The sequence below is a fragment of the Peribacillus sp. NPDC097197 genome (assembly GCF_050278025.1).
Classification (GTDB): Bacteria; Bacillota; Bacilli; order Bacillales; family DSM-1321; genus Peribacillus.
Genome location: NZ_JBNNST010000009.1, coordinates 134,941 through 158,544 on the forward strand (window position 1 = coordinate 134,941; position 23,604 = coordinate 158,544).

Annotated in this window: 23 protein-coding genes; 18 read left to right on the plus strand and 5 right to left on the minus strand. The window is 38.2% G+C overall.

Features of this window, described 5'->3' with window-relative positions; translation table 11 throughout:
* Positions 1 to 57 precede the first annotated feature (57 nt).
* The 4 genes from ACQKL6_RS13745 (at position 58) to ACQKL6_RS13760 (ending at position 3,636) form a co-directional block, all read left to right on the plus strand.
* Positions 58 to 651, plus strand: a complete 594-nt coding sequence (locus tag ACQKL6_RS13745; protein WP_427651279.1) for a branched-chain amino acid aminotransferase — start codon at positions 58 to 60, stop codon at positions 649 to 651.
* A gap of 188 nt (positions 652 to 839) precedes the next feature.
* A complete protein-coding gene (locus ACQKL6_RS13750; RefSeq protein WP_402959404.1) occupies positions 840 to 1,778 on the plus strand; it encodes an MBL fold metallo-hydrolase in 939 nt (312 codons plus the stop codon).
* 177 nt (positions 1,779 to 1,955) lie between these two features.
* Positions 1,956 to 2,228, plus strand: a complete 273-nt coding sequence (locus ACQKL6_RS13755) for a hypothetical protein (RefSeq protein ID WP_402873015.1) — start codon at positions 1,956 to 1,958, stop codon at positions 2,226 to 2,228.
* A gap of 172 nt (positions 2,229 to 2,400) precedes the next feature.
* Positions 2,401 to 3,636 carry an MFS transporter gene (locus ACQKL6_RS13760; RefSeq protein ID WP_427651281.1) on the plus strand — a complete coding sequence of 412 codons (1,236 nt, stop codon included), beginning with the start codon at positions 2,401 to 2,403 and terminating at the stop codon, positions 3,634 to 3,636.
* Positions 3,637 to 3,713: 77 nt separating this feature from the next.
* Here the strand turns inward: ACQKL6_RS13760 and ACQKL6_RS13765 are convergent, their stop codons facing one another.
* Positions 3,714 to 5,318 carry an FMN-binding glutamate synthase family protein gene (locus tag ACQKL6_RS13765; RefSeq protein WP_427651282.1) on the minus strand — a complete coding sequence of 535 codons (1,605 nt, stop codon included), beginning with the start codon at positions 5,316 to 5,318 and terminating at the stop codon, positions 3,714 to 3,716.
* Positions 5,319 to 5,521: 203 nt separating this feature from the next.
* Here ACQKL6_RS13765 and ACQKL6_RS13770 point away from each other — a divergent pair, with 203 nt between their 5' ends.
* The 10 genes from ACQKL6_RS13770 to ACQKL6_RS13815 all read left to right on the plus strand — a co-directional run bounded on the left by ACQKL6_RS13770 (position 5,522) and on the right by ACQKL6_RS13815 (position 16,562).
* Entirely contained in the window at positions 5,522 to 6,661 is a 1,140-nt protein-coding gene (locus tag ACQKL6_RS13770; protein ID WP_427651283.1) for a glycerate kinase, read from the plus strand.
* A gap of 254 nt (positions 6,662 to 6,915) precedes the next feature.
* The gene (locus ACQKL6_RS13775; RefSeq protein ID WP_402873005.1) at positions 6,916 to 8,127 is read left to right on the plus strand and encodes a quaternary amine ABC transporter ATP-binding protein; all 1,212 of its coding nucleotides are present in this window, start codon (positions 6,916 to 6,918) and stop codon (positions 8,125 to 8,127) included.
* Positions 8,124 to 9,854 (plus strand): glycine betaine ABC transporter substrate-binding protein, encoded by a 1,731-nt coding sequence (locus tag ACQKL6_RS13780; RefSeq protein ID WP_427651284.1) that lies wholly within the window; start codon positions 8,124 to 8,126, stop codon positions 9,852 to 9,854. Before ACQKL6_RS13775 ends, ACQKL6_RS13780 begins: the two co-directional genes overlap by 4 nt.
* Before the next feature lie 273 nt (positions 9,855 to 10,127).
* Positions 10,128 to 10,574: a HEAT repeat domain-containing protein gene (locus ACQKL6_RS13785; RefSeq protein ID WP_402873001.1), complete on the plus strand. Its 447-nt coding sequence runs from the start codon at positions 10,128 to 10,130 to the stop codon at positions 10,572 to 10,574.
* Between the two features lie 289 nt (positions 10,575 to 10,863).
* Positions 10,864 to 11,787, plus strand: coding sequence for an XdhC family protein (locus tag ACQKL6_RS13790; RefSeq protein WP_402873224.1), 924 nt, complete (start codon positions 10,864 to 10,866; stop codon positions 11,785 to 11,787).
* On the plus strand, positions 11,784 to 12,389 hold the full coding sequence (locus ACQKL6_RS13795; protein WP_402872998.1) for a nucleotidyltransferase family protein: 606 nt from the start codon (positions 11,784 to 11,786) through the stop codon (positions 12,387 to 12,389). The genes ACQKL6_RS13790 and ACQKL6_RS13795 overlap by 4 nt, the downstream gene beginning before the upstream one ends.
* Before the next feature lie 13 nt (positions 12,390 to 12,402).
* Positions 12,403 to 14,727, plus strand: coding sequence for a xanthine dehydrogenase family protein molybdopterin-binding subunit (locus ACQKL6_RS13800; RefSeq protein ID WP_402872995.1), 2,325 nt, complete (start codon positions 12,403 to 12,405; stop codon positions 14,725 to 14,727).
* Positions 14,727 to 15,569 (plus strand): FAD binding domain-containing protein, encoded by an 843-nt coding sequence (locus ACQKL6_RS13805; RefSeq protein WP_402872992.1) that lies wholly within the window; start codon positions 14,727 to 14,729, stop codon positions 15,567 to 15,569. The genes ACQKL6_RS13800 and ACQKL6_RS13805 overlap by 1 nt, the downstream gene beginning before the upstream one ends.
* A complete protein-coding gene (locus tag ACQKL6_RS13810) occupies positions 15,562 to 16,044 on the plus strand; it encodes a (2Fe-2S)-binding protein (protein WP_402872989.1) in 483 nt (160 codons plus the stop codon). Before ACQKL6_RS13805 ends, ACQKL6_RS13810 begins: the two co-directional genes overlap by 8 nt.
* 47 nt (positions 16,045 to 16,091) lie before the next feature.
* Positions 16,092 to 16,562 (plus strand): hypothetical protein, encoded by a 471-nt coding sequence (locus tag ACQKL6_RS13815; protein ID WP_402872986.1) that lies wholly within the window; start codon positions 16,092 to 16,094, stop codon positions 16,560 to 16,562.
* Between the two features lie 460 nt (positions 16,563 to 17,022).
* On the opposite strand, the gene ACQKL6_RS13820 is transcribed toward ACQKL6_RS13815, so the two are convergent.
* Positions 17,023 to 17,292 carry a Parvovirus coat protein VP1-like protein gene (locus ACQKL6_RS13820; protein ID WP_402991730.1) on the minus strand — a complete coding sequence of 90 codons (270 nt, stop codon included), beginning with the start codon at positions 17,290 to 17,292 and terminating at the stop codon, positions 17,023 to 17,025.
* 343 nt (positions 17,293 to 17,635) lie between these two features.
* Here ACQKL6_RS13820 and ACQKL6_RS13825 point away from each other — a divergent pair, with 343 nt between their 5' ends.
* Complete coding sequence (locus ACQKL6_RS13825; protein ID WP_402991727.1) at positions 17,636 to 17,932, plus strand: hypothetical protein; 297 nt, start codon at positions 17,636 to 17,638, stop codon at positions 17,930 to 17,932.
* Positions 17,933 to 18,017: 85 nt separating this feature from the next.
* On the opposite strand, the gene ACQKL6_RS13830 is transcribed toward ACQKL6_RS13825, so the two are convergent.
* The gene (locus ACQKL6_RS13830; protein ID WP_402991724.1) at positions 18,018 to 18,770 is read right to left on the minus strand and encodes a FadR/GntR family transcriptional regulator; all 753 of its coding nucleotides are present in this window, start codon (positions 18,768 to 18,770) and stop codon (positions 18,018 to 18,020) included.
* 396 nt (positions 18,771 to 19,166) lie between these two features.
* Between ACQKL6_RS13830 and ACQKL6_RS13835 the strand changes: the two genes are divergently transcribed.
* From ACQKL6_RS13835 to ACQKL6_RS13845, 3 genes are all read left to right on the plus strand, one after another.
* Positions 19,167 to 20,555: an FAD-binding oxidoreductase gene (locus tag ACQKL6_RS13835; protein ID WP_427651285.1), complete on the plus strand. Its 1,389-nt coding sequence runs from the start codon at positions 19,167 to 19,169 to the stop codon at positions 20,553 to 20,555.
* A 4-nt stretch (positions 20,556 to 20,559) separates the two neighbouring features.
* Positions 20,560 to 21,537, plus strand: coding sequence for a bile acid:sodium symporter family protein (locus ACQKL6_RS13840; protein ID WP_402991718.1), 978 nt, complete (start codon positions 20,560 to 20,562; stop codon positions 21,535 to 21,537).
* Between the two features lie 497 nt (positions 21,538 to 22,034).
* Positions 22,035 to 22,292, plus strand: a complete 258-nt coding sequence (locus ACQKL6_RS13845) for a hypothetical protein (RefSeq protein ID WP_402959434.1) — start codon at positions 22,035 to 22,037, stop codon at positions 22,290 to 22,292.
* Positions 22,293 to 22,562: 270 nt separating this feature from the next.
* Here the strand turns inward: ACQKL6_RS13845 and ACQKL6_RS13850 are convergent, their stop codons facing one another.
* Both ACQKL6_RS13850 and ACQKL6_RS13855 read right to left on the minus strand, forming a co-directional pair.
* A complete protein-coding gene (locus ACQKL6_RS13850) occupies positions 22,563 to 22,697 on the minus strand; it encodes a hypothetical protein (protein ID WP_427651286.1) in 135 nt (44 codons plus the stop codon).
* A gap of 122 nt (positions 22,698 to 22,819) precedes the next feature.
* Entirely contained in the window at positions 22,820 to 23,029 is a 210-nt protein-coding gene (locus ACQKL6_RS13855; RefSeq protein ID WP_402991712.1) for a hypothetical protein, read from the minus strand.
* Positions 23,030 to 23,604 lie beyond the last annotated feature (575 nt).

The window sequence follows — 23,604 nt, forward strand, 5'->3', positions numbered from 1 at the left end:
AGTTATGCTATGATTAAGAGGAAAAGGCTTGAAAAGATATTAGGAGGACGAATACCGATGTTAAGAAAACAAATGGAAACATACATATCGAAGACTTTGAATGGAGATACGATTGAGTTATATACAGAAGAAAAGGCATATGTAAAAAAGCATCAGTTAGTCGCTGATGATATAACTATAGTAGATATCGATAGCACAGCCCGCTTTACTGATGCGTATATCGAACTCAGTGATAAAGAAACCGAAGAATTGATTAAGGAAGAAACCACTGCATTTCTAACTCAGCCTCTTGAATACTTAAAAATGAATAAAAATGAATTCCTTTACTTTGAATCATCTTGGTTTGATTTAATTGGAGTTGAGGCACTTTCTTTGGAAGTAGATGATGTATTCGGCACTTATAACGCCATGTTCGGTTTGAAATTCCAGAAAAAAATGGGAGATGCACTTAAAGCCTATTTCAATCAAGAACTTCAAGGAGATATTGGGACATTCAGCATGATGTTTAACCAAGGTGACGGCCTATGGGATGTTAATTTCGCCTTGAATGCTGTACAAGGATTTAAGGATGAGATGACGTTAGGCGAGGCGTTCCAACTAACTTACCATTTTCTCTTTAACCTCAATGAAACAATCGAAGAAGAACAATAAAATAGGTGAATGACCCCCATCAAACAATGATGGGGGTCATTCATGTGCATCCTTTTCTTTTTGTTTGTCATAACCAAATTAAAGGAACTATTGAAAAAGTGCCGAATTAGTAAATAACATTGAAATTTTATTTAGTACTCTTTTTATTTAATATAAAAAATCCGGAATTAGAAGGAGCGTAATTATATTTGCTGAATGAATTGGGAGTTACACAAGTGACGATTCCATTGCCTTTTAGGTTAGATCACGTGCATTGTTTTTTAGCCGAAGGAGCGAATGGGTGGACAATTATCGATGCAGGATTAAACAACCAAACAGCACGTGATATATGGAAACCGATAATCGAAAAACATGAAATAGGGGATATTATCCTTACTCATTATCATCCCGACCACTTTGGGTATGCAGGTCATTTACAACGGTTAACAGGTGCTGATGTGTGGATGACGGAAGTGGATGAAAAAGCAGGCACTACCTATTGGGAACCTGAAACACTCGATTTCCTGAAATCTAATTATGAATCATGCGGTATGGAAGAGGATTTAGCCCAAGCCTTATCTAGTGATGAAAGCAGCTTTATTCCAAAGGTAAAGCCCTATCCCACGGTTAACCATCATCTTGAGGAAGGAATGAAGATTTTATTTGGCAAGCTAGAGTATGAGGTGATTTTTACACCAGGACATTCAGACGGGTTAATTACTTTATACAATAAGGAAAACAGCATTCTTTTTTCTACTGACCATATATTGCCGAGAATCTCTCCAAACATATCTTATTGGTTTCAAGGAATCAGCAATCCGTTGGAGGCTTTTTTTACTTCCTTAAAGAAAATTCAGAAGTTACATGTAGACTATGTGATTCCTTCACATGGAAAGCCCTTCAAAGACGCAAATAAAAGAATTACGGAATTATTAGATCACCACCAAGAACGGTTACATGTAGCCTATGAAAATATGAAAGAACCGACCACTATACAAGCTGCTTGTAAGATTCTGTTCAAACACCTATCGACTCACGAATCTCGGTTTGCAATTGGGGAGACATTGGCTCACCTAGAGTATCTCCATTCCAAAGGAAAATGCCGAAAATATAAAAGAGATGGGATTTGGTATTACCAATCGATTTAATGATTAAGCTCATTTTATGAGCTTTTTTATCGTTTTGACCCAATATATTCAATATTAAAAAACTGCCAACATTGTTCTATCCCATTGTAATCTTACAATTGAAGTTGAGATTTACCATTATTCTTTTTTTGTTTCGAAGTTTATACTAATAATCAAGTGAAAGGAAGAGGGTACTCCGTGGACAAAGTATTATTTTGGGATAAAGCAAAGAAAGAACATTTCGTTAAAGAGCTTACTAATCAAATGAAAATTAAAAACCGGCTTTTAGGATTAATAATTTCGAATGTCGATAAAAAGACTAGTAGAGTGGAGAGCAATAATAAAGCTTTTAAATATGAACAACAAATAATCATGTTACAAAAGATGGCGGATCTTTGCAGAGGAATCAGAGGAAGAGAGGATATTAAACAACTTAATCTGCTGATCGATACGTATAATTCTTTAAGTTAGGAAAATAGGACAGCACTAAAGAGATGGAGATTATTCATACTCATTAAAAATATGAAATATGGCGTTATTTACATGACGGGGTATCGTAATATGATGGAAAGTGTTATATAATTATATTATTCAGAAAATTTAAAGTTGATTCTCTGTCACTAATTAGTTGGGAGTTTTGAGAATGAAGAACAGGCATTTGAATACCGCAACAGGAGTTTATATGAATTATTTCTTGCTTGGTATGGTGAATATCATGCTGGCATCGAATATGTCTTATTTATCGGAGCAATGGGATACGGATAGTGCTGGTATTAGTTATATTATTGCTGCTATCGGAGTAGGGAAATTGCTTACATATGCCTATACTGGTTATTTATCAGATAAAATCGGGCGGAAACCGCTAGTCTATGCCTCTGCATTCGGTATGGGCATTTTTCTAATCGGGATTCCCCTGTCCCCGAGTTATCAATTGGCTTTTGTTTTTGCAATACTCGCAGGTGTTGCCAATTCATCGATGGATGCCGGTTCATATCCGGGTCTGATCGAGATTTTTCCTAATTCAGCTGGCTCTGCTAGTGTTTTAGTTAAAGCCTTTATGTCTGCAGGAGCATTCCTTCTTCCTTTCATGATTCTATTTATCTCAGATCATGATATGTTTTACGGATACGCCTTCTTTATACCTGCTGCTATTTATTTAATCAATATGCTATTTTTATTTACTGTATCTTTCCCGAGTAACCCAAAAGGTAATGCCAGCATTTCCGAGAATAATACAAAGAAGAGCAAGTTCAAAGGGAAACCGGTGTTGAGGAAAGAGGGATTTGCCCTTATTTTAATTGGGTTTACATCGACTGGCTTGTTCACCGTTTCCCAAATATGGCTTCCATCATATGGACAGGAAACGGTAGGCATGAGTATGGCCAATTCAATAAAACTATTAAGTTATTATAGTTTGGGTGCTCTCATTTCCGTTTTGGTTCTATCTGTATTGCTAAAGAAATTTTTACAACCAATTACCGTCATCATGGTTTATCCGATTATTACCTTTATTTCTATTTTGACGATCCTTTTAGTTAAGATACCTATCATCGTGTCCATTACAGCCTTTTTTATTGGCCTTTCTACTGCAGGCGTTTTCCAATTAGCCATTACAATTATGACTGAATTCTTTTGGGAGAAAAAAGGGACCGTTACAGGATTTGTTGCAACCGCAGCTGGATTGGCATCAATTGTCATGCCGCTTATCACAGGGATGATGTCGAAAAGTGGGAATATATCTATCATATTCATTTTCGATGCTTTTCTCTCAATAATAGGTTTTATTTCTGCGGTGTATGTCTATTATCGCCATGGTCAGTTGGTAGACAAGAACAAGAAACCTGAAGAGGAAAAAGTGGATTTTCGTTTAAATGCCTAATTCTTGATATATATATGAAAAGGGTCTCTCGTCGGGAGGCCCTTTTCTTTTATGAAAATAAAGTGTAGGAGTAGACGTTATTGTGTGGCTATTTTTTCTTTTACTTCGTGCATGATATTTTCCAATGAAGTTACGATGCCTTTTTCATCTTTATAGCTAATATGCTTTGGTTGAAAATCGACAGGTGAATCTAAACCAGCAGCAGCCGATATACGAAAAAGACCTTTTCGTAAAGTGACAAGAAAGTTAACGACCCGGTACTTCTTTTCGTCAATGACCAGTGCCTTTTGCAAGTCTGGGTCAGTTGTCGCTACTCCGACTGGACATGCGTTGGATTGACATTTCATTGTCTGTATACAACCAATCGCTATCATGAATCCCCGGGCAATATTGACCAAATCAGCTCCCATGGCTAAAGCAATTGCTATCCGATCCGGGGTGAATAATTTTCCTGAGGCAATGATTTTAACCTGATTCCTTACTCCATATTTCTCAAGGGTTGATACAAGAATGGGTAACGCCGATTTAATAGGCAATCCTACGCTATCAATCAATTCCTGATATGAAGCTCCCGTACCGCCTTCCCCACCATCCAATGAAATGAAATCAGGCCCTTTTCCAGTATCTTTCATATATTTAGCCAATTCCTCGACACTATCATTTCCCCCGATGACCATCTTGATTCCTACTGGTATCCCTGTATGATTCCTGATTTTTTCAATGAATTCACATAAAGTACCTACATCACTAAATTGATGAAAACGATTCGGGCTATCTATCGATTTATAAGGCTCAACTTTTCGTATTTCGGCAATTTCAAGATTTACCTTTTCTGCATCGATATGTCCTCCGCGAGTTTTAGCTCCTTGAGCTAATTTTATTTCAAATGCCTTGATTTGTGGAATTTCGCTTTTCCTTTTCAGTTCATCCCAATCCATCTCACCAAACTTATCCCGTACGCCAAACATTGCGGGGCCGATTTGCATGATGATATCCACTCCACCTTCTAAATGATAAGGAGACAAACCACCTTCACCCGTGTTCATCCAAGTACCTTTAGCCATGCCTAACCCTTCAGACAAAGCTGTAATAGCATTCTTACCCAGAGATCCATAGCTCATCGCAGACATTCCGATAAGACCTTTTAATTTAAATGGGTATTTTACGTTTGGGCCTATAACTACCGTATCATTGTCGTGCAATAAAAAGGCAAGTGATTCTTCATCTTCCCATTTTTCCTCTCTTTGCGAAAAGAGAGGATCTTTTAGGAGGATATACCTTTTGGTTTTCACTTTTGTTTCCCTATCGTATTTCTCTTCTTCGGCTAGTTTTGGGAACATACTATTTCGAACAAAAAGACCTTCCTCATCAAAATCACGTTTTGAACCAAACCCTACCACATCTCTTAAATATTTAGAACCTTTAACCATATGCTCGTATTCATCACGGGAAAAAGGTTTCCCTTCATTATCACTGTTAAACCAATATTGCCGCATTTCTGGTCCGATTTTTTCCAAGAAATAGCGAACCCTTCCGAGTACGGGATAGTTTCTAAGTATTGCATGATGCTTCTGGTTTCGGTCAAAGAAAATCATGTAAATCAACATCAGGACAGCCATAATTATAATGATAAAGACAAGAGCGAATCCCAAGATAATCAAAAGATTGGCTATGACATCCATTTTACCCCTCCTATATGCAGAACTATATCGTTTAATCTACGCGGTCCTTCCTGCATTTATACAATTATCCAATGGGGGCACATGCGCTTCATTTTTTCCTCATGGTCCCCGTTTACTGCGTGATTCAATAGAAGAAGGAATAATCCGTCTATTAAGTTTATAATTAACTGTATATATAAACCGCTTAGGAAGGAGATGGAATTATGAAAATCGTTCTTGCACCAGATTCCTTTAAAGGAAGTTTGACGGCCCCTGAGGTGGCACAGGCAATGGAGCGTGGCGTTAAAAGGGTTTTGCCTGCGGCAGAAACAGTAGTAGTCCCCATGGCTGATGGCGGTGAGGGAACGATGGAAAGTCTAATAGCTGCGACACATGGTCAAAGAGTTGACGTACTAGTAAATGGACCACTATTAAACAAAGTACAAGCTGCCTATGGGGTTTTAGGAGATGAAGAAACCTGTGTAGTCGAAATGGCTACTGCATCCGGTATATGTCTAGTTGAACCCAATAAGCTGAATCCTTTAATTGCGACGACTTATGGAACGGGTGAGCTTATTCATCAAGCGCTAAATGACGGGTATCGAAAATTCATATTAGCCATCGGTGGTAGCGCCACAAATGATGCTGGTGTCGGTATGCTCCAAGCGTTAGGGCTGAAGGTTTTAGATAAAGAAGGGGTAGAAATCGGATATGGAGGAGCGGAACTATCACGCATTACAGCGATTGAGATGCATGATTTCGATCCAAGAATAGCTGAATGTGAATTCATCATTGCTACAGATGTCCAAAATCCGTTGATTGGAGCCGATGGGGCAACTAAAGTATTCGGTCCGCAAAAAGGGGCAACCCCAGACATGGTTGAAATGTTGGAAGAGGCTTTATCGACCTGGGCGGATCTGGTGGAAATCAAGACAGGTGTCCAATTACACCATAAAGCAGGGGCTGGTGCAGCGGGTGGGATTGGTGGTGCCTTTCAAGCTTTCTTTCCTTCTAAAACGAGAAGAGGCGTCGATATCGTCATGGAATATTCAAGTCTTATAGAAAAGTTATCGGGAGCACAATGTGTTTTTACTGGAGAGGGACAAATCGATGTTCAAACGACATCAGGGAAGACGCCAATGGGAGTGGCTGAAGAAGCGAAGAAACTAAGAATCCCTGTATTTGCCCTAGCAGGCTCAATAGGCAAAGGAGTTGATGCTTTATATCAACATGGATTTACAAGTGTGCATAGCCTTGTCAACGAACCTATGTCACTACAAGAAGCTATGGAACGTGGAGCTGAACTGTTAGAGATGCTGACTGAACAAGTTCTGCGTACCTTTATTGCTTCTTCTGGACAGTAATTATTAACATGAGGGATTGAGAAAATATAGTGGAAATTTCTTAAACACAGTGTACTTGCTGTGTTTTTTTATCGTATGCCAGATAAGAACATAGCCTTATAGAACATTCCTTTTCACATCCGGTGGGTCTAAAAAGTTCCTGAATCCTCGATGGGATGATTGTACATACTTAGTTGCATACGAATGTATTTGGTTTGGAAGCACATTCTATACATAACTCGTTAAGAACACATGATGAATGAAGAGGTGAGTTGATGGAAGAACCAATTGTAACGGTTAGGAATGTATCAAAGATCTTCGGTAAGTCTCCAAAAGCAGCCATCGATTTATTGGAGAAAGGGAAATCCAAAAAGGAAATTTTAAAAGAAACTGGTCAAACAGTTGGTGTCAATAAAGTGAACTTCGAAATCTATCCGGGTGAAATCTTCGTGATCATGGGGCTATCTGGAAGCGGGAAGTCCACCTTAATTCGAATGTTCAATCGTTTAATTTCACCTACTAGGGGAGAAATCCTCATCAATAATGAAGACATTGTTAAAATGAATGCTTCTCGTTTAAGGGAAGTTAGACGAAAAAAAATTAGTATGGTGTTTCAAAACTTTGCTTTATTCCCTCATAAAACGATCTTGGAAAACACCGAGTTTGGATTAGAAATACAAAAAGTGCCGGTAGAAGAACGAGAAAAAAGGGCGATGCAATCCCTAGAGGTTGTGGGACTAAAAGGGTATGAAAATCAGGTACCCTCCCAATTGAGCGGTGGGATGCAGCAACGTGTCGGCTTAGCCCGGGCACTTGCTAGCCATACTGATATCATCTTAATGGATGAAGCATTCAGTGCGCTTGACCCGCTAATTCGAAAAGATATGCAAGATGAATTACTTGAGATACAAGACCAATTTAAGAAAACCATCATTTTCATCACACATGATTTGGATGAAGCTTTACGGATTGGTGATAGAATCGCATTGATGAAGGATGGAAGCGTCATCCAGCTCGGGACACCTGAACAGATCATGATGAACCCTGCAAATGAATACGTTGAGAAATTCGTTGAAGATGTAGATTTATCGAAGGTATTAACCGCTTCCCATGTTATGAAAAGAGCAGAGAAAATCAGTGTGGACCGTGGTCCAAGGGTTGCATTGGAAATTATGCGGAAGCAAGGATATTCAAGTATCTTTGTAGTAGATCGAAGGCTAAGGTTATTGGGCGCCATTACAGCTGAGCAGGCCCTTAAAGCTATAGACAGCCATCAACCTATATCAGAGGTCATGACAACTGATATACCGCTAGCTAAGGAAGACCAATTACTCATTGAAATACTAGATGTGATGTCCACTTCAACACTTCCGATATCTGTAGTCGATGAAGAGAAAAGATTGAAAGGAGTCATTATCCGTGGAGCCGTCATTGGTGCTTTGGCTGGTAATAAAGATTCCTTGAACGAGATGGAAGTGAATACATGAATATCACAAGAATCCCATTAGGCAATTGGGTTGATAAAATCGTTGATTGGATCACCATCACATTCGCTGGTTTATTCTCTTTTCTAACACGATTAATCGAAGGGATTTTAAATATCCTTGTTGATGCTTTGAGTATAGGGCCACCACTGGTTTTAATTATATTTTTGACGCTTTTAGTTGCCTATACGAGTAAATGGAAGTTAGGCCTTTTTACAGTATTAGCCCTCCTGTTAATCGATAATCTGGGTTATTGGGAAGCTAGTGTCCAAACTTTGGCCCTCGTTCTTTCATCGGCGATCTTAACGATTGCGATTGGTATTCCGATAGGGATTTGGGCTGCCCAAAGTCCTACTGCGAGAAAAATCATCATTCCAACTCTGGATTTCATGCAGACAATGCCAGCTTTCGTATATTTGATTCCAGCCATCTTATTTTTTGGAATTGGGGTTGTTCCTGGTATTTTCGCTTCGATTATCTTTGCAGTTGCACCGACAATTCGCTTAACCAATCTTGGCATACAGGAAGTTCCGAAAGAATTAATTGAAGCTTCTGATGCGTTCGGTTCAACAAATAATCAAAAATTACTCAAAGTTCAATTACCATTGGCTGCGCCAACCATTTTTGCCGGCATTAATCAAAGCATTATGTTAGCTCTCTCCATGGTTGTTATAGCTTCCTTGGTAGGAGCACCAGGTCTAGGTGCAGAAGTTTATCGTGCTGTAGCTCAGATCAAAGTAGGACAAGGGTTTGAAGCGGGTTTGTCTATTGTCATAATCGCCGTTATCCTAGACCGAATTACACAAAACCTACGAAATCCTGCCTATACGAATTTTTTGAGTAAACGAATCGTCTTCTCAGTTTTTGGTGTCTTGTTTCTAGGTGCCTGTATTTTTGCTTCTTTACAAGGAGAGAACCCTTCCGAGGAGAATTCAGGTAGTGTAGGCAGTCTGACCGATTATGAAATTATCGGTATTGACCCAGGAGCAGGAATCATGAAATCCACCAAAAAGGCTATGGAAGATTATAACCTGGATGATTGGACCCTTGTTGAAGGATCATCAGCTGCCATGACCGCGGAATTGAAAAAAGCTTATGGCAATAAAGAACCCATCATTGTAACTGGCTGGACACCGCACTGGATGTTTCAATCATTCGACTTGAAATATCTTGAAGACCCCAAAAACTCCTATGGTAAAGATGAAGACATTCATACCATTACTAGAAAAGGCCTTGAAAAGGATGCGAAAGGAGCCCATACCGTACTGGATCAATTCTTCTGGAAATCGAGTGATATGGAAGAAGTGATGGCAGATACAGCAACTGGAATCGAACCCGAAGAAGCTGCAGAAAAATGGATAGCGGCACATCCAAAACAAGTAGCAGAGTGGACAGACGGGGCACAAAAAGGAAATGGAGAAAGTATCAGTCTAGTTTACGTAGCATGGGAATCAGAAATCGCTAGCACCCATGTAATTGGAAAGGTTCTGGAACAACAAGGGTTCAAGGTTACTTTACAGCAAGTAGAGATAGGTCCTATGTTCGCAGGAATCGCAAATGGTAGCGCTGATGCTATGGTTGCCGCCTGGCTACCAACCACTTCAGCTGAATATTACGAAGAATACAAAGGAGATATTGTAGATCTTGGGCCAAACTTGAAAGGTACGAAACTCGGGTTAGTGGTACCAACCTATATGGATATCGATTCTATTGAAGAATTAAATGACTAAAGAAAAGGGATTCTCATTTTGGGGATCCCTTTTTGCATTAGACTATTTGAAGCAGAATGTAAGGTAACAAAACCAAAATGGTGAATATTGTTTATACTTTTGTGCAGATTAGGACATTTACTTAGGCAGTCTATAAAATTTTCCTATATTAACATAAAGAAAAGGGTATACTAGATAGATAAGAATATATATATTCTTAGTAACACATGTAAGAATGGTTTCATTTAGTCAGAACTTGATTCTTACATACAGACAGAAGGAGAATTGATACGTTTGAATAATAAAGAAGCAAAAGCAATCGAATTACCAGCAAATTATGAGGAATTAAAAAAATCGGCACACCGTACTGCGAACTGGCGAGAACGGTTAGATGCTATCGAAGAGTTAGGACAGCTGAAAAACCAACAAGTAATTGATATTCTAACACATATTATGAATAACGATGCTGTATATAAAGTACAAGAGGCAGCCTACCGTCAATTAAAAGGTTTAGGCGAAGATGTCCAGTTACCTGCAAAGAAAAAAGGTGAATTGTTTAAAGGGGTAACCAAAGTCTTGGTAAGAATTAAAAAGAGCTTGCCTGAAGGCCATGCGTATAACGAGTTCAAAGAGAAGTTCAAAAAGATGAGAATTGATATATATGATGCCTACGAAGGCGAAAAGGGAGCCGACTTCGATAAGTGGCTTCAGTCTACCTGGGAAGGGTTATCGAAAAAGTAATTCGATTTAGTTTCATAGCATAGAGAAAAGGAGCAATCATTTTGCTCCTTTTTCTTATGCATACATATTAGTTTGATTATGCATCTCGTCACATATTCTAAACATTCATAAACCATTGAAAGGCCTAACCTCCTAGAGCTTGTAAATCGAATCATAAAAAGAAGTAATCCTACTTTCTCCACTAAGATTCATTTTTTTCATAACTCAACATAATGATAGTAATACCCTATTTGAATTCATACATGACCGGGGGAGGATCATGAATCAACTATTCGAAATCTTGGAAGAAGTGCAAAACACTTCTATGGAGTGTGTCTTAGCAACAATTATTCAGGTGGAGGGTTCGGCATACTTGCGTGAAGGTACCTCGATGCTCATAAAAAAAGATGGCACATTCACAGGCATTATTAGTGCTGGTTGTTTGGAAACCGATTTATTGCATCATTCTCAAAGAATATTTGAAAGTAAAAAAGCGGAAACCGTCGTCTATAACATGGAAAATAATGAAGATTTGGATTGGGGAGTATCTACAGGTTGTAATGGAATCTTATATATTTTACTTGAATATGTAGATCATAAGTTAAAAGAAAATCTTTTATGTATCAACGACACAATCACCAAGGGCAAGGATAGCATTTATCAAAGAGTACTAAGTAATGAATGGAACTTATCAGAATCCTATTTTTCACCAGAAGATTCATTCAAAGACGAATCGCTTAGATATAGTCAAACATCCAATTATGTATTTACTCAAAAGTTCTCGCCAAAACCTCGATTAATTATCTTTGGTGCTGGAGCAGATGCACATCCAGTTGTTTCTTTAGCTTCCCAAACCGGATTCTCGGTTACAGTTTGTGATTGGAGAGAATCACTTTGTAACGAACATAATATACCTGAAGCGGATAAGTATATAATTGGCTTCCCAAAAGAAATCGAGAAACAAATTTCCTTCAAAAAAGACGATTATGTCATTATAATGACCCATAACTTTAAAAGAGATAAGGAAATCCTTTCTTTTGTTAAAGATGAGTCATTATTCTATTTAGGCATTTTAGGTTCAAGAAAGCGAACGGCAAGTCTATTTGATGATGAAATTCCTAAGAATATACATGCACCCATTGGTTTATCGATCGGAGCTGTAGGACCATATGAGATTGCAGTAAGTATCATAGCTGAACTAATTCAAATAAAAACAAGGAAGACCGGTCAATGAGAATTTCCGGTATATACTTGGCTGCTGGTAATAGTTATCGTATGGGAACAAATAAATTAACCTTAACATTAGGTAATAAAGAAATAGGTAGATGGGGTTTAGAAAAGGCCCTCGATTCAAATCTGGATGATATTATCCTCATTTCTCAACACCAAAATCGACTAGACTTATCTGGATTATGCACCCAAAAAGTAATGGAAGTAGAAGTTACCAAATCTAATGCGGGACAATCTCACTCACTTAAAGTCGGTATAGAACAAGCGAACATCTTACATTCGGATGCAGTCATCATTTTACTTGCCGATCAACCTTTTATTACGACAGATATGATAAATCAACTCATTAAAATATATAAACAAAAACCTACGACCTCCTTTGTTGCCTCTAGTTTTCTTGATATTATCCAGCCACCCATTCTTTTAGATAACCAGCTTTTTTCCAAGATACTTCACTTAACAGGAGATCAAGGTGCAAAAAAGATATTGAAGGAGCAAATGGAGCAAGGAATTCTTTTACCCTTTAATGACGAACAACTGTTTACTGACATTGATTGTATGAAAGAGTACTTGTTTTGGAAAAAACACGTAGAATCAAACAGATAATGAGGGGATTTCTATGGATATCATTGGAAAAGGTGTGATTCGTAAAGATGCGTGGGATAAGGTGACCGGTCAAGCCAGGTATACAGGAGATCATCATCATGCAAATATCCTTTCCGTTAAAAAGGTAATCAGTCCTTATGCTCATGCACTAATTAGAAAGATTGATATATCGAAAGCTGAAAAAATCGGTGGGGTCCGTGCAATCATAACAGGTGGAAATTTACCGTTAACAGGAGAAGAGATTAGAGATCGTTATCCCATAGCTCAAGACAAAGTCCGTTATCACGGTGAAGTTGTCGCACTTGTAGTCGCGGACACGCCTAAACAAGCAAGAATGGCTGCTGACCAGGTAAAAGTTGTTTATGAACCTTTGCCTGTTGTCAATTCTCCGACTGAAAGCATAGACCCTTCATCCCCTCTACTCCATTCCCATTTAGGTACATATACAAAAATATCCGAGGTATATCCTGAACCAGGTACGAATATAGCAAATCATTCGAAAATCCGAAAAGGTGATAAAGAAATTGGATGGCAAGAGAGCGATATAATCGTTGAAGAAAAGTTTTCCTTTTCTCCTTCTGATCATGTTGCTATGGAAACAAGATGTTCATTGGCAGAAATACATGCAGATCAAAAAGTCTTTATCACTTCTTCTTCGCAAGCTCCTTTCATGATCAAGCGGCTGATAAGCGATTACTTTGGCGTTGAAATCGGAAAAGTCGTCGTAAACACTCCTTTGGTTGGAGGGGGATTCGGCGGTAAAGCCTCAGTACAACTTGAGCTATTAGCCTATATCGCTTCTAAAGCGGTCGGTGGAAAGTTGGTTAAGGTGGAAAATAGTCGTGAAGAGGATATTATTACATCCCCTTGCCATATAGGTTTAGATGCAACAGTGAAACTGGGATGCACACAGTCTGGGGTCCTTAAGGTAGCTGAATTGACTTATCTCTGGGATGGGGGAGCGTATGCTGACAAGGCTACAGACCTTAGTCGTGCTGGAGCAGTGGATTGCACGGGACCCTACCACATTGAAAATGTTTGGTGTGATTCTTTTTGTATGTATACAAATCATCCATACGCCTCTCCATATCGAGGGTTTGCCCATGCAGAGGTTTTGTTTGCTTTTGAGAGGACCATGGATTCTCTTTCAAAAAAACTTGGCATGGATCCACTTGAACTTCGTGAACGGAATGCGATACTTCCTGGACATTCTACTCCAACTCAAGTTACGTTGAATTCAAGTACCGTAGGGAATCTTCCTGAATGTATACATGTCCTCAAGAAAAAAATGAATTGGGAAGAAGGACAGTTCATTAGAAAAAGTGACAAAACAGTATTGGCGAAGGGGATAGCTTGCGTATGGAAAAATTCCACCATTGATACAAACGCAGGGTCCGGTGTGATTTTAACATTCAATCCTGATGGGAGTGTTAACCTTATATCAGGAGTAGTGGAAATCGGCACAGGTACGAAAACGGTGTTGGCACAAATTGTATCAGATAAATTGAAGATAGAAGTCGATCGTGTGAATGTTCAGATGGGAGTCCATACGCTAAGTACTCCTGAGCATTGGAAGACGGTCGCTAGTCGTGGAACGTTCATGGCTGGAAGAGCAGCGATCCAAGCTGCTGAAGATGCTATCTTTCAAATCAAGAAACTTGCTTCGGTTGTATTAGGAGTTCCCCTGGAAGACATTGAAATCGGTCAGGAAATTGTATATCTCAAGGGTGATCCAACAATACGCATTCCTTTCAAGGAGCTAGTTTATGGATATACTTATCCAAACGGAAATGCCATTGGAGGACAAATCATCGGTAGAGGACATTATATAACTCCCCATATTTCCAAATTAGATTCCGAAACGGGAGCAGGGAACCCAGGACCTGAATGGACAGTAGGCGTACAAGGGGTTGAAGTAGAATATGATACCCATGAATATACCTATAAGGTAGTAAGAGCCATATCCGTCATCGATGCAGGGAAAGTGCTGAACCAAAAAACGGCAGAAGGTCAAATAATGGGGGCAATGAGTATGGGCTTAGCCTTTGCTGGTCGTGAAACGTTCTATTTCGACCATGCAGGCAGGGTCCTTAACCCGCAATTCCGGACGTACCGACCCTTAAGATATGGTGAAAATCCCGAATACATTTGTGAGTTTTTAGAGACACCGCATCTAGAAGCACCATATGGGGCAAGAGGTCTCGGTGAACATGGCCTGTTAGGAATGCCAGCTGCATTAGGTAACTGTTTATCCCTTGCTGCGGGTATACCTTTAAATCACTTACCCTTACTTCCCGAACTAATTTGGGAAGGGAAGAAAGAAGGGAGGCATCACTGATGTTACCCTTCCATTTTGATTATTATAAACCAGAATCCATACAAGAAGCTCTAGACCTTTTTCAAACATTAAAAGGTCTAGGGAAGACTCCTTTGTACTATGGTGGAGGAACAGAGATTATAACATTAGGACGACTGAATCTTGTATATGCCGATGCTATTATTGATTTAAAAGGGATTTACGAATGTAATATATTTGAATTCCAAAATAATGAACTCATTATTGGTTCTACAGTGAGCCTAAGCGCTTTTGAAGAGAAAATGCTTTTCCCTTTATTAACGAAGACTTCAAAGGAAGTTGCAGATTATACTTCAAGAAATAAGATTACCATTGGTGGGAATATATGTGGGAACATTTTTTATAGGGAGTCTGTTCTGCCATTCTTATTAGCGGATAGTGCTGTAATTATTGCAGGACCTAAAGGAATAAGAAAATTATTATTAAGCAAAGTTTTTCATAAAGAATTACAACTGGAAGAAGGTGAATTTCTAGTGCAAATCCTTACAGAAAAAGAGTATCTTCCTGCTCCCCATCTGAGTATTAAGAAACGGCAACAATGGGATACGGGATATCCACTTTTGACCGTGGCTTCCCTGAAAAAAGACGGTTATGTACGTTTTGCATTTAGCGGAGTTTGTCCATTTCCCTTTCGTTCGATCCCAATGGAAGAAACCCTCAATGACCAGAATTTATCCTATAAAGACCGAGTTTTGGCATCTTTTGAATACTTGCCTAATTCAATTTTAAATGACATTGAAGGATCTAATGAATATCGACTATTTGTATTGGAAAATACGCTAACTTCTATTTTGTCTAAGTTGGGTGATGAAGAATATGAATAGGAATTTGGGGAATCAAAATACAACAATTCGCTTAAAAATTAATCAGGAGAGGTACGAGAGAGAGATACTGGCCTCAGATCTATTACTAGATGTATTGCGAAAAATAGGATTCACGGGAGCCAAGCCAGGATGCTTAAATGGTGATTGCGGGGCATGCACGGTAATCATGGGTAAACAGCCAATGAAATCATGTTTAGTATTAGCGATTGAAGCCAATGATACAGAAATCATTACTATTGAAGGTCTTCACAAAACCCCCATACAACAGGCATTCGTTGAGCATTTTGCTTTTCAATGCGGGTACTGTACACCTGGATTTATCATGAATGCTACGGCTTTACTTCTTAATGACGACGACCCAACCCCTGAGAAAATCAAAACATGGCTTTCTTCTAATATTTGTCGATGCACCGGGTACAAAGAAATTGAAGAAGCGATACATTCAGCCATACACAATATAAAATTCATTGAATGAAGTGACAGATTTCTGTTTACCTGAATAAAATGCCTACATGGGGAGTGATGATATTGAATGAATCCTGTGAGAAGGATACCAATTTAACAATAATTCACTCCTTTCAGCGTAGTATTGAAATTACGACAGCCATCCTATTATTGACCGGACAAATCACAATTATTGGCGTGTTTGTAAGACCGGGTAGATTTAGCCTCTCTTTAGGTGGGCCACTTTTTGGAGGGCATCGTTTAGAGGGAAAGAATCATGAGGAAGTGGGAAATCTTTTCATCGATATACTTGATATTATTTTAGCTATATTACTCATCAATAACGTCATACATGTTACGGGCACATTCGTTTCATCCGGTGACTTCTCCATTAATGTTTCAGGCCCCATTTTTGGTTACCCAGAAGTTGTCCCCGCACTGCCCTTTGAAGATTATGACTTTTTCAATAAAATCGTAAGTAAACATTACAACGTTCCTCCAGAAATGGTAACTAAATTAAGAGGGAATGAGTATAATGTCATTAACTGATATACCTACCGTAAAAAATTCGAGGTACAATGTATTTCTAATAGTTCTTCCAATAATTTTTTTCATTTTTTTCTTCACTCAACAAAAAACCACGGACCAATAAACTAAAAAAGGAATTGTCATCATTTTATAGAAATTTAGAGGTAAAGCATATCAAATGGCTTTACCTTTCTTATTTCATACACTTCATGGACCAAAGTGACAGGTAATATTGGACTCTTCAATGGAAGAGCAATTAAGTGACAGACACGTGATCAGAAGGTATCCACTAAATACAGCCCTGCTTAACCAGAGTTCCTGATTAGAGAGCATTATTTCTAGGTGACAAGTGAGCCATCCCTTTCTTTCATAACCTAAGCATAATAGGTAGAGAGCGACAGGTAAGACAAATAGTGAAAAAACATGGGTTATAAAATAGATTTTTCCCTATATTAATTACATCATAAGGTGAGCCGTGCCTTCACCTGAATTTATTATTTAATCTCGTAATTCCATAAAATAAGGAAGCATCCCTACCCATTTTGTTACGTGTATTCATGTATGGACGAAGACAATTCTGGAAGATTCGATCACAGTGTTTTGAAGGTCCATATTTTTCATAACAAATATCATGTGATTTGCAGCACGAATCGACCGCGTTAGTAGGTGCACCAGGTCCCGAACAACCCGGACCACACCATCTATACCCTGGTACACAAAAACCTCGATTTAATCGTTTACTTCTGTTCAAAATACCGCCTTCTTTCCTAAGAGGGATTAGCTATAATACTTTATGTAGGAATACCTGGAAGCGGTAGGGCTTTTTGCAGACTGTCATAAAATATATAGGAAAAGGGCATTGGCTTTGGAAATGAGAAAATGAAATGAAGACAAAGCACGCTATCCTATTTTCAAAACGTTATTCTATATGGATAGATATCGTTTGATTACTGATACTATGAGGTTTTAAAAGGGTAATAGCTTCCTGATTTCGGAGGTTGGTTATAAGTTCCAAACCCTTTCTCTTGAACTCGTTCCTTTTAAGGAGTACATTATTTTGTGACTTATGAAAAACTTACTAAAGGAGAACTAAATTGAACAGAAGTGATAGATTAAAAAAGCGTCAATGGACTTTATATATAGCCATAGTAATCTTTACTCTTATCCTTTTTCTCGGCACATGGAATCAGGTAGCCAATAAGAAGAATACTTTCGTTCCAGCTGGGGGAAGTTCAAATGAAAGTGATCAAATGTTAATAATTGAATTGCCTGATGGTAATGTGATGACTACTGAACAAAAGAACATCTATTATAAAGGGGACAAAGTATATTACAAGAGTAAATATAATGAAATTGATATTACTGGTTCCAAAATTAAACAAAAAAAGTAGATAGTTGATCTTCCAATAACTATATGAAATGAAGTAGGAAGCGAAAATGGGGACGATAATACAAAATATATCCTTTCCGATTCTTTTAAACAATTGGAAGCTTATTTTCTCCGTTATTTCCAATGCTATCAAGTGTAGCTGTGGCCATTTGTTCTCTAATACGTTTAATATGGACATCCATGAGGTGCTTGGCTTTGTCGGCATCTTTTAATGCGATAGAAATATAGATATCTTTATGTTCTTGAAGGGTTTCTTGAAAGTGACCTGGTTTTGAAAAACGGTGCTGTCTAGTCGCTTGAATCGTTTCTTTCATTTGATCACTAAGGGTATGTACCAGTCCTGCAAATATGGAATTGTTTGTAGCTTGTGCAATGCTATTATGAAACAACAGATCTGCTTGTAAACCCAATTCATCATCGTGTTCTGAATTCGCCATATTTTCTAAAGCCTTAAGCATTTTTTGTAAATCTAGCGAGGTTGCTTTCTGTGCAGCTAAAAATGCACACTCCGTTTCAATTACTCTACGAACTTCGAGCATTTCATAAACCATATCATTCTCAGCATCAGTGATGGTGGTAGATAACTGATTGATCAGTGACTGAACTTCAGAATGTCTTATAAATCTCCCATCGCCTGGTCTTACCTCTATGACTCCGTTAATCTCCAATACCCGAAGAGCTTCTCTGATTGAAGTTCGACTCACCTTAAACCGTATGGATAGATCCCGCTCAGAGGGTAATTTATCACCAGGTTTGAGTTCCCCAGTAATAAAAGATTCTTTAATTTGATTGAAGATTATTTCGTATACTTTTGGCGATTTAACTGGTATAGAATCCATTACTCATTACACATCCTTATCCCACTATAAGTGGACTCATTTTAACAAGCATTTCTCATTGTAGCAAGCGGATAAGTGGAATGTTATTTTCACTTTACATAATAAATACGAGTATTAACACTGGTTAGACCAATGTTGATAAATTCCTCCCTAAATAAAAGAGAGATTTCATACATGGTGATATTGGCGGAACCCACTAATCTTTAATAAATATGTGTTTTATTAGCGTTAATTTCAAGAAAACGAAAAGTTGTTGAAAAAATCAAAATATTTAGTATAATGAAAACTGGTTGGACCAATTATTAATATTCATAATGATTCGTGGACAAATAACTCGTTTATGAAATCGTTTACTTTATTACAATCAGATATTTGAGTAGAAAGTGGGAGATGGGGATGGAAGCAACTAGCGTAGGTTTAGTAAAGGCTTTAAAAGAAGTTCTATCGGAAAGTCAAGTAACCGAAAACCTGACAGTAAGAGAACTGCATGGCAGAGATGAATCCTATCATGCTACAAGCCTTCCGGATATTGTTGTATTTCCGGAAACAACGCAGCAAGTGAGCGAAGTTGTAAAGGTAGCAAGTATACATAAAGTTCCAGTGGTTCCTTTTGGATTGGGATCTAGCTTAGAAGGGCATGTCATCCCATACCAACATGGTATCACCATTGACTTTTCACTAATGAATAAAGTATTGGAAGTACGTGGTGATGATTTTCTTGTAAAGGTGCAGCCTGGCGTGACTCGTTCTCAACTGAACAAAGAATTGAAAAAATACGGTTTATTCTTTTCCGTCGATCCGGGAGCAGATGCTACCCTAGGAGGAATGGCTGCTACCAATGCTAGTGGAACTACATCAGTTAAATATGGTGTAATGCGAGACCAGGTCCGTGATCTTGAAGTGGTTCTTGCGGATGGTTCAATTATACATACCGGTAATTTGGCCGCTAAATCATCATCAGGTTACCATCTAAACGGCCTATTCGTTGGTTCTGAGGGGACCCTAGGATGTTTTACTGAATTAACCCTTAGAGTTTACGGAATTCCTGAGCATATTATGGCCGCAAGAGCATCCTTTCCTTCATTGAATGATGCAGTTGAAGGCGTAGTATCTATATTACAGGCTGGCATTCCAATCGCAAGGGTAGAGCTAGTGGATGAGCCATCCATGAAACAGGTGAATCTCCATAGCGAAACAAGCTATAACGAAGGCCCTACGCTATTTTTGGAGTTTCATGGGAATGAAGCTGGATTGAAACAAGATGTAGCTTTCACAAAAGAAATAGTAGCAGAACATAATTGCCTCGATATTGAATTCGAAACAGATAATGCTGCTAGGAACCGCCTATGGGAAGCTCGCCATAATCTTGCCTATGCTTATATTCACGGCCATCCTGGGAAAAAACTGATGGTAACGGATGTCTGCCTGCCGATATCGGAGCTATCTGGAGCCATTCACCACGCCAGGGAAACGGTGGATTCATTAGGTCTGACCGGTGGAATCGTTGGCCATGTAGGCGATGGCAACTATCATATCCTCTTAATGATCGATAACGAAAATAAAGAAGAGGTGGGAAGGGCTAAACAATTAAATGAACAAATTGTTCTATACGCCCTTGAACGAAACGGAACATGTACGGGAGAGCATGGAGTGGGAGTCGGTAAACAAAAATATCAGAAACAAGAACATGGGGAGTCACTCTTGGTGATGGAAAAAATAAAAAAAGCCCTTGATCCTGACAATCTATTAAATCCAAGTAAAATATTCATGCAAGAAGGAGAGTGACGAGATGAAAGTTCTAGAAACTCTCAGTGCGTTAGCCGGAAAATATTTTGCTGTTTGGGTTATCTTAATATCCGTCATTGCCTTTATGTTTCCAGATCCCTTTTTGGGTCTTGGAGGATATATTACGATATTGTTAGGCGTTGTCATGTTCGGAATGGGTCTTACGTTAAAGGCAGTTGATTTTAAAATCATCATTACAAAACCTCTGCCCGTAATCATTGGTGTTGCCGCACAGTTTGTCATCATGCCATTAGTGGCATTCTTTATTGCGAAAGTCATGAATTTACCACCTGAATTGGCTGCAGGGTTGGTGTTACTTGGCTGTGTACCAGGCGGGACCGCCTCGAACGTTATGGTATATCTAGCAAAAGGGAATGTTCCCTTGTCAATTGCTATGACTTCGGTATCAACCTTACTGGCTCCAATTATGACACCATTGCTTCTGCTGTTGCTGGCAGGCCAATGGATGCCGGTTAATTTTTCATCAATGTTCATGTCCATCGTTCAAGTCATCATTCTTCCCATTGTTTTAGGTCTGATCATTAAAAAGTTTTTCCCTGTTATAGTAGAGAAAAGCTTAACCGTATTACCGCTTATATCCGTTGTAGCTATTATCACGATTGTAAGCGCAGTAGTTTCAGGAAACGCCTCCAGTATTGCTACATCTGGGTTCCTTATTTTCACGGCAGTCATGCTTCACAATGGATTCGGACTTCTGATTGGTTACTTTGCGGCAAAAGCGCTTGGGCTTGATGAAGTGAATAGAAGGGCGATTTCAATTGAAGTAGGCATGCAAAACTCTGGATTAGGCGTTGCCCTTGCAACTGCTCATTTCGGACCGTTAGCAGCGCTCCCAAGCGTTCTGGCGGCTGCTTGGCATAATATATCCGGACCCATTCTTGCGACATACTGGTCAAAAAAGTCTGCTGGTAATAAAGAGATCGAGGAAATACCGGTGCAGCCAATGGAGACGAAGGTTTAAATATGAATGATTTAAGAATTCCATTCTTCATGGGATTCTTTTTTTGTCTGAAATTGAAAAGTCCAAAGAATTTAGATCCAATAGTAGAACGTCGAACAGTAGAGTTTTTGGGATCAGACAAGAATTCAGACAAGGTGAAAGTAACACTTTGTCTCACATAATCATGTACATCATATGAAATAGTATCTATTATTGGTCTCCAAATAAAATTTCATTCTATTTGGAGATCCTTTGAACATATAATGAAAAAATTCAGAACTACGTTCGACAGCAACAATATATTGTCGTTCAATAAAAGGAAATCTGTAAAATATTTCGAATGGTATTTGCATATTAAAAGATTTTGGAAGGATTCCTGAACCAAGTAGGATTGGCCTTTTTCTGTGAAATGCTTATGAAAAAGAAAATGGGGCAAAATAATTGCCTTTGAGCACGGGGCGGGAATCGAATGAGATTAAATGGAATGTAGATTCGGAGTTTATTAGGGAGGTTTATAAGTGGGCAATATTGATAATAGAAAACGATTAGATGAAGCTCCGTTTAGTTACAGAATTACCAAAAGTAATACTGTTTTTATCGATTATAAGGGAAAACAAGTAAAATTATTAAAAGGTAAAGATGCTGAAAAAATTTTAGAAAAGATTAACATTGCTGAAAATGAAAAAGCAGTGCAACTGATATTGGCAAAGATCACAGGGAACTTTAAAAGAGGAAATGAACGTATTGTGAATTCAAAGAATAATGGAAAATCCTAAAAAAGTAATACACTTATTGAGCAAATAGGGGCTTTAGTTCAATAACGAGTCGGGCACTTCCTTTTACTAAAAGGAGAGATTATCGGACATTGAGAAGGAGAAGTCATTATGAGGAACTGGAAGAAGAAAACTTCACTAGTATAGATATTATAGGAATGAGCAGCGCCTTAAATGGACTGCTCTTATTTATTATCTCAGCTCCGCTCATTAAATCGTTTTGGTGCATTATAAAATTTTTGGTGCATTAAAGAGCGAAACCTGTGTAGCATTTTATACGGAAACCTTTTTACGATTATAAGAACTCTTTCCTTTCTTATTCTTGATTACACGAGTGGAGGGGTCGAAAGCCCAACACATTCTACTATTTGTTAGTTCGCCAATTGTTTTCTTTTTAGTTTTAGCCATATGTATTCCTTCTTTCGTAGATATGTAGAAATAAAAAAATACAGCCGGAAATGGCTACCTTTCTATGGAAGGGAGGAAAATAAGATGTCAAACATAAAGTAAAAGGGACTAGCTTTATATGGCTAATCCTTTTTCTTTTCTGCAAAATAAAAACCGATCTTAGTTATCAAGTATAAGATAAACAAGACATAAAGATTTCTTGAAATGACTACACCATTGACACCTAGTTCATACCCTAATGGTATTAAAAAGTCGGGATTAAATACAATAACAAGAGCGATCACTAAAGGTATCAAGGTCAATATTAAATATAACTTTTGATTATTACTCATAGGTATCCTCCAATCCTAATTTATGTATGTATTGGTATTCTCATTATAATAACATCCATGATTTGCAAATAATACAAAATTAGAAAGAGAAGGAGGGGTTGGGCTTAAGGTTATCCGAGCTTTTTATTCTCATGAGCCAATTGAACGTTTAACAGCAATTAATTCTGCTTTTTCATTATATGCTTATACATAACCTTGTAACATTGATCCCAATTCTGAAAGAACAGCATTAATTACCTGTCCAAAGTTCCAGCTACCATAGTGTTATGAAATGCAGGAATTACTTTAGAATTATTTTGATTTTCAACGGGAACTAATGGAGCTTTAGATTAATAAAAAAATCACAAAAAGTGGCTATGCTTGAAATCAACATTAAAGTATAACAGACATGAAAGGTTAGGGAAGAAAGTCTGTCACAGAGCAAAATGAATAATTCTAGTTTACATAATATATATTATAGGAAGTTATAAAATAATATCAATCTGTGTCTCATATCATAAGAATACTTAACTAAGTGAGACCGAATCAAAATTTATGTTTTTATTTAAAGCTCTAACATAACTATGATTTTTATA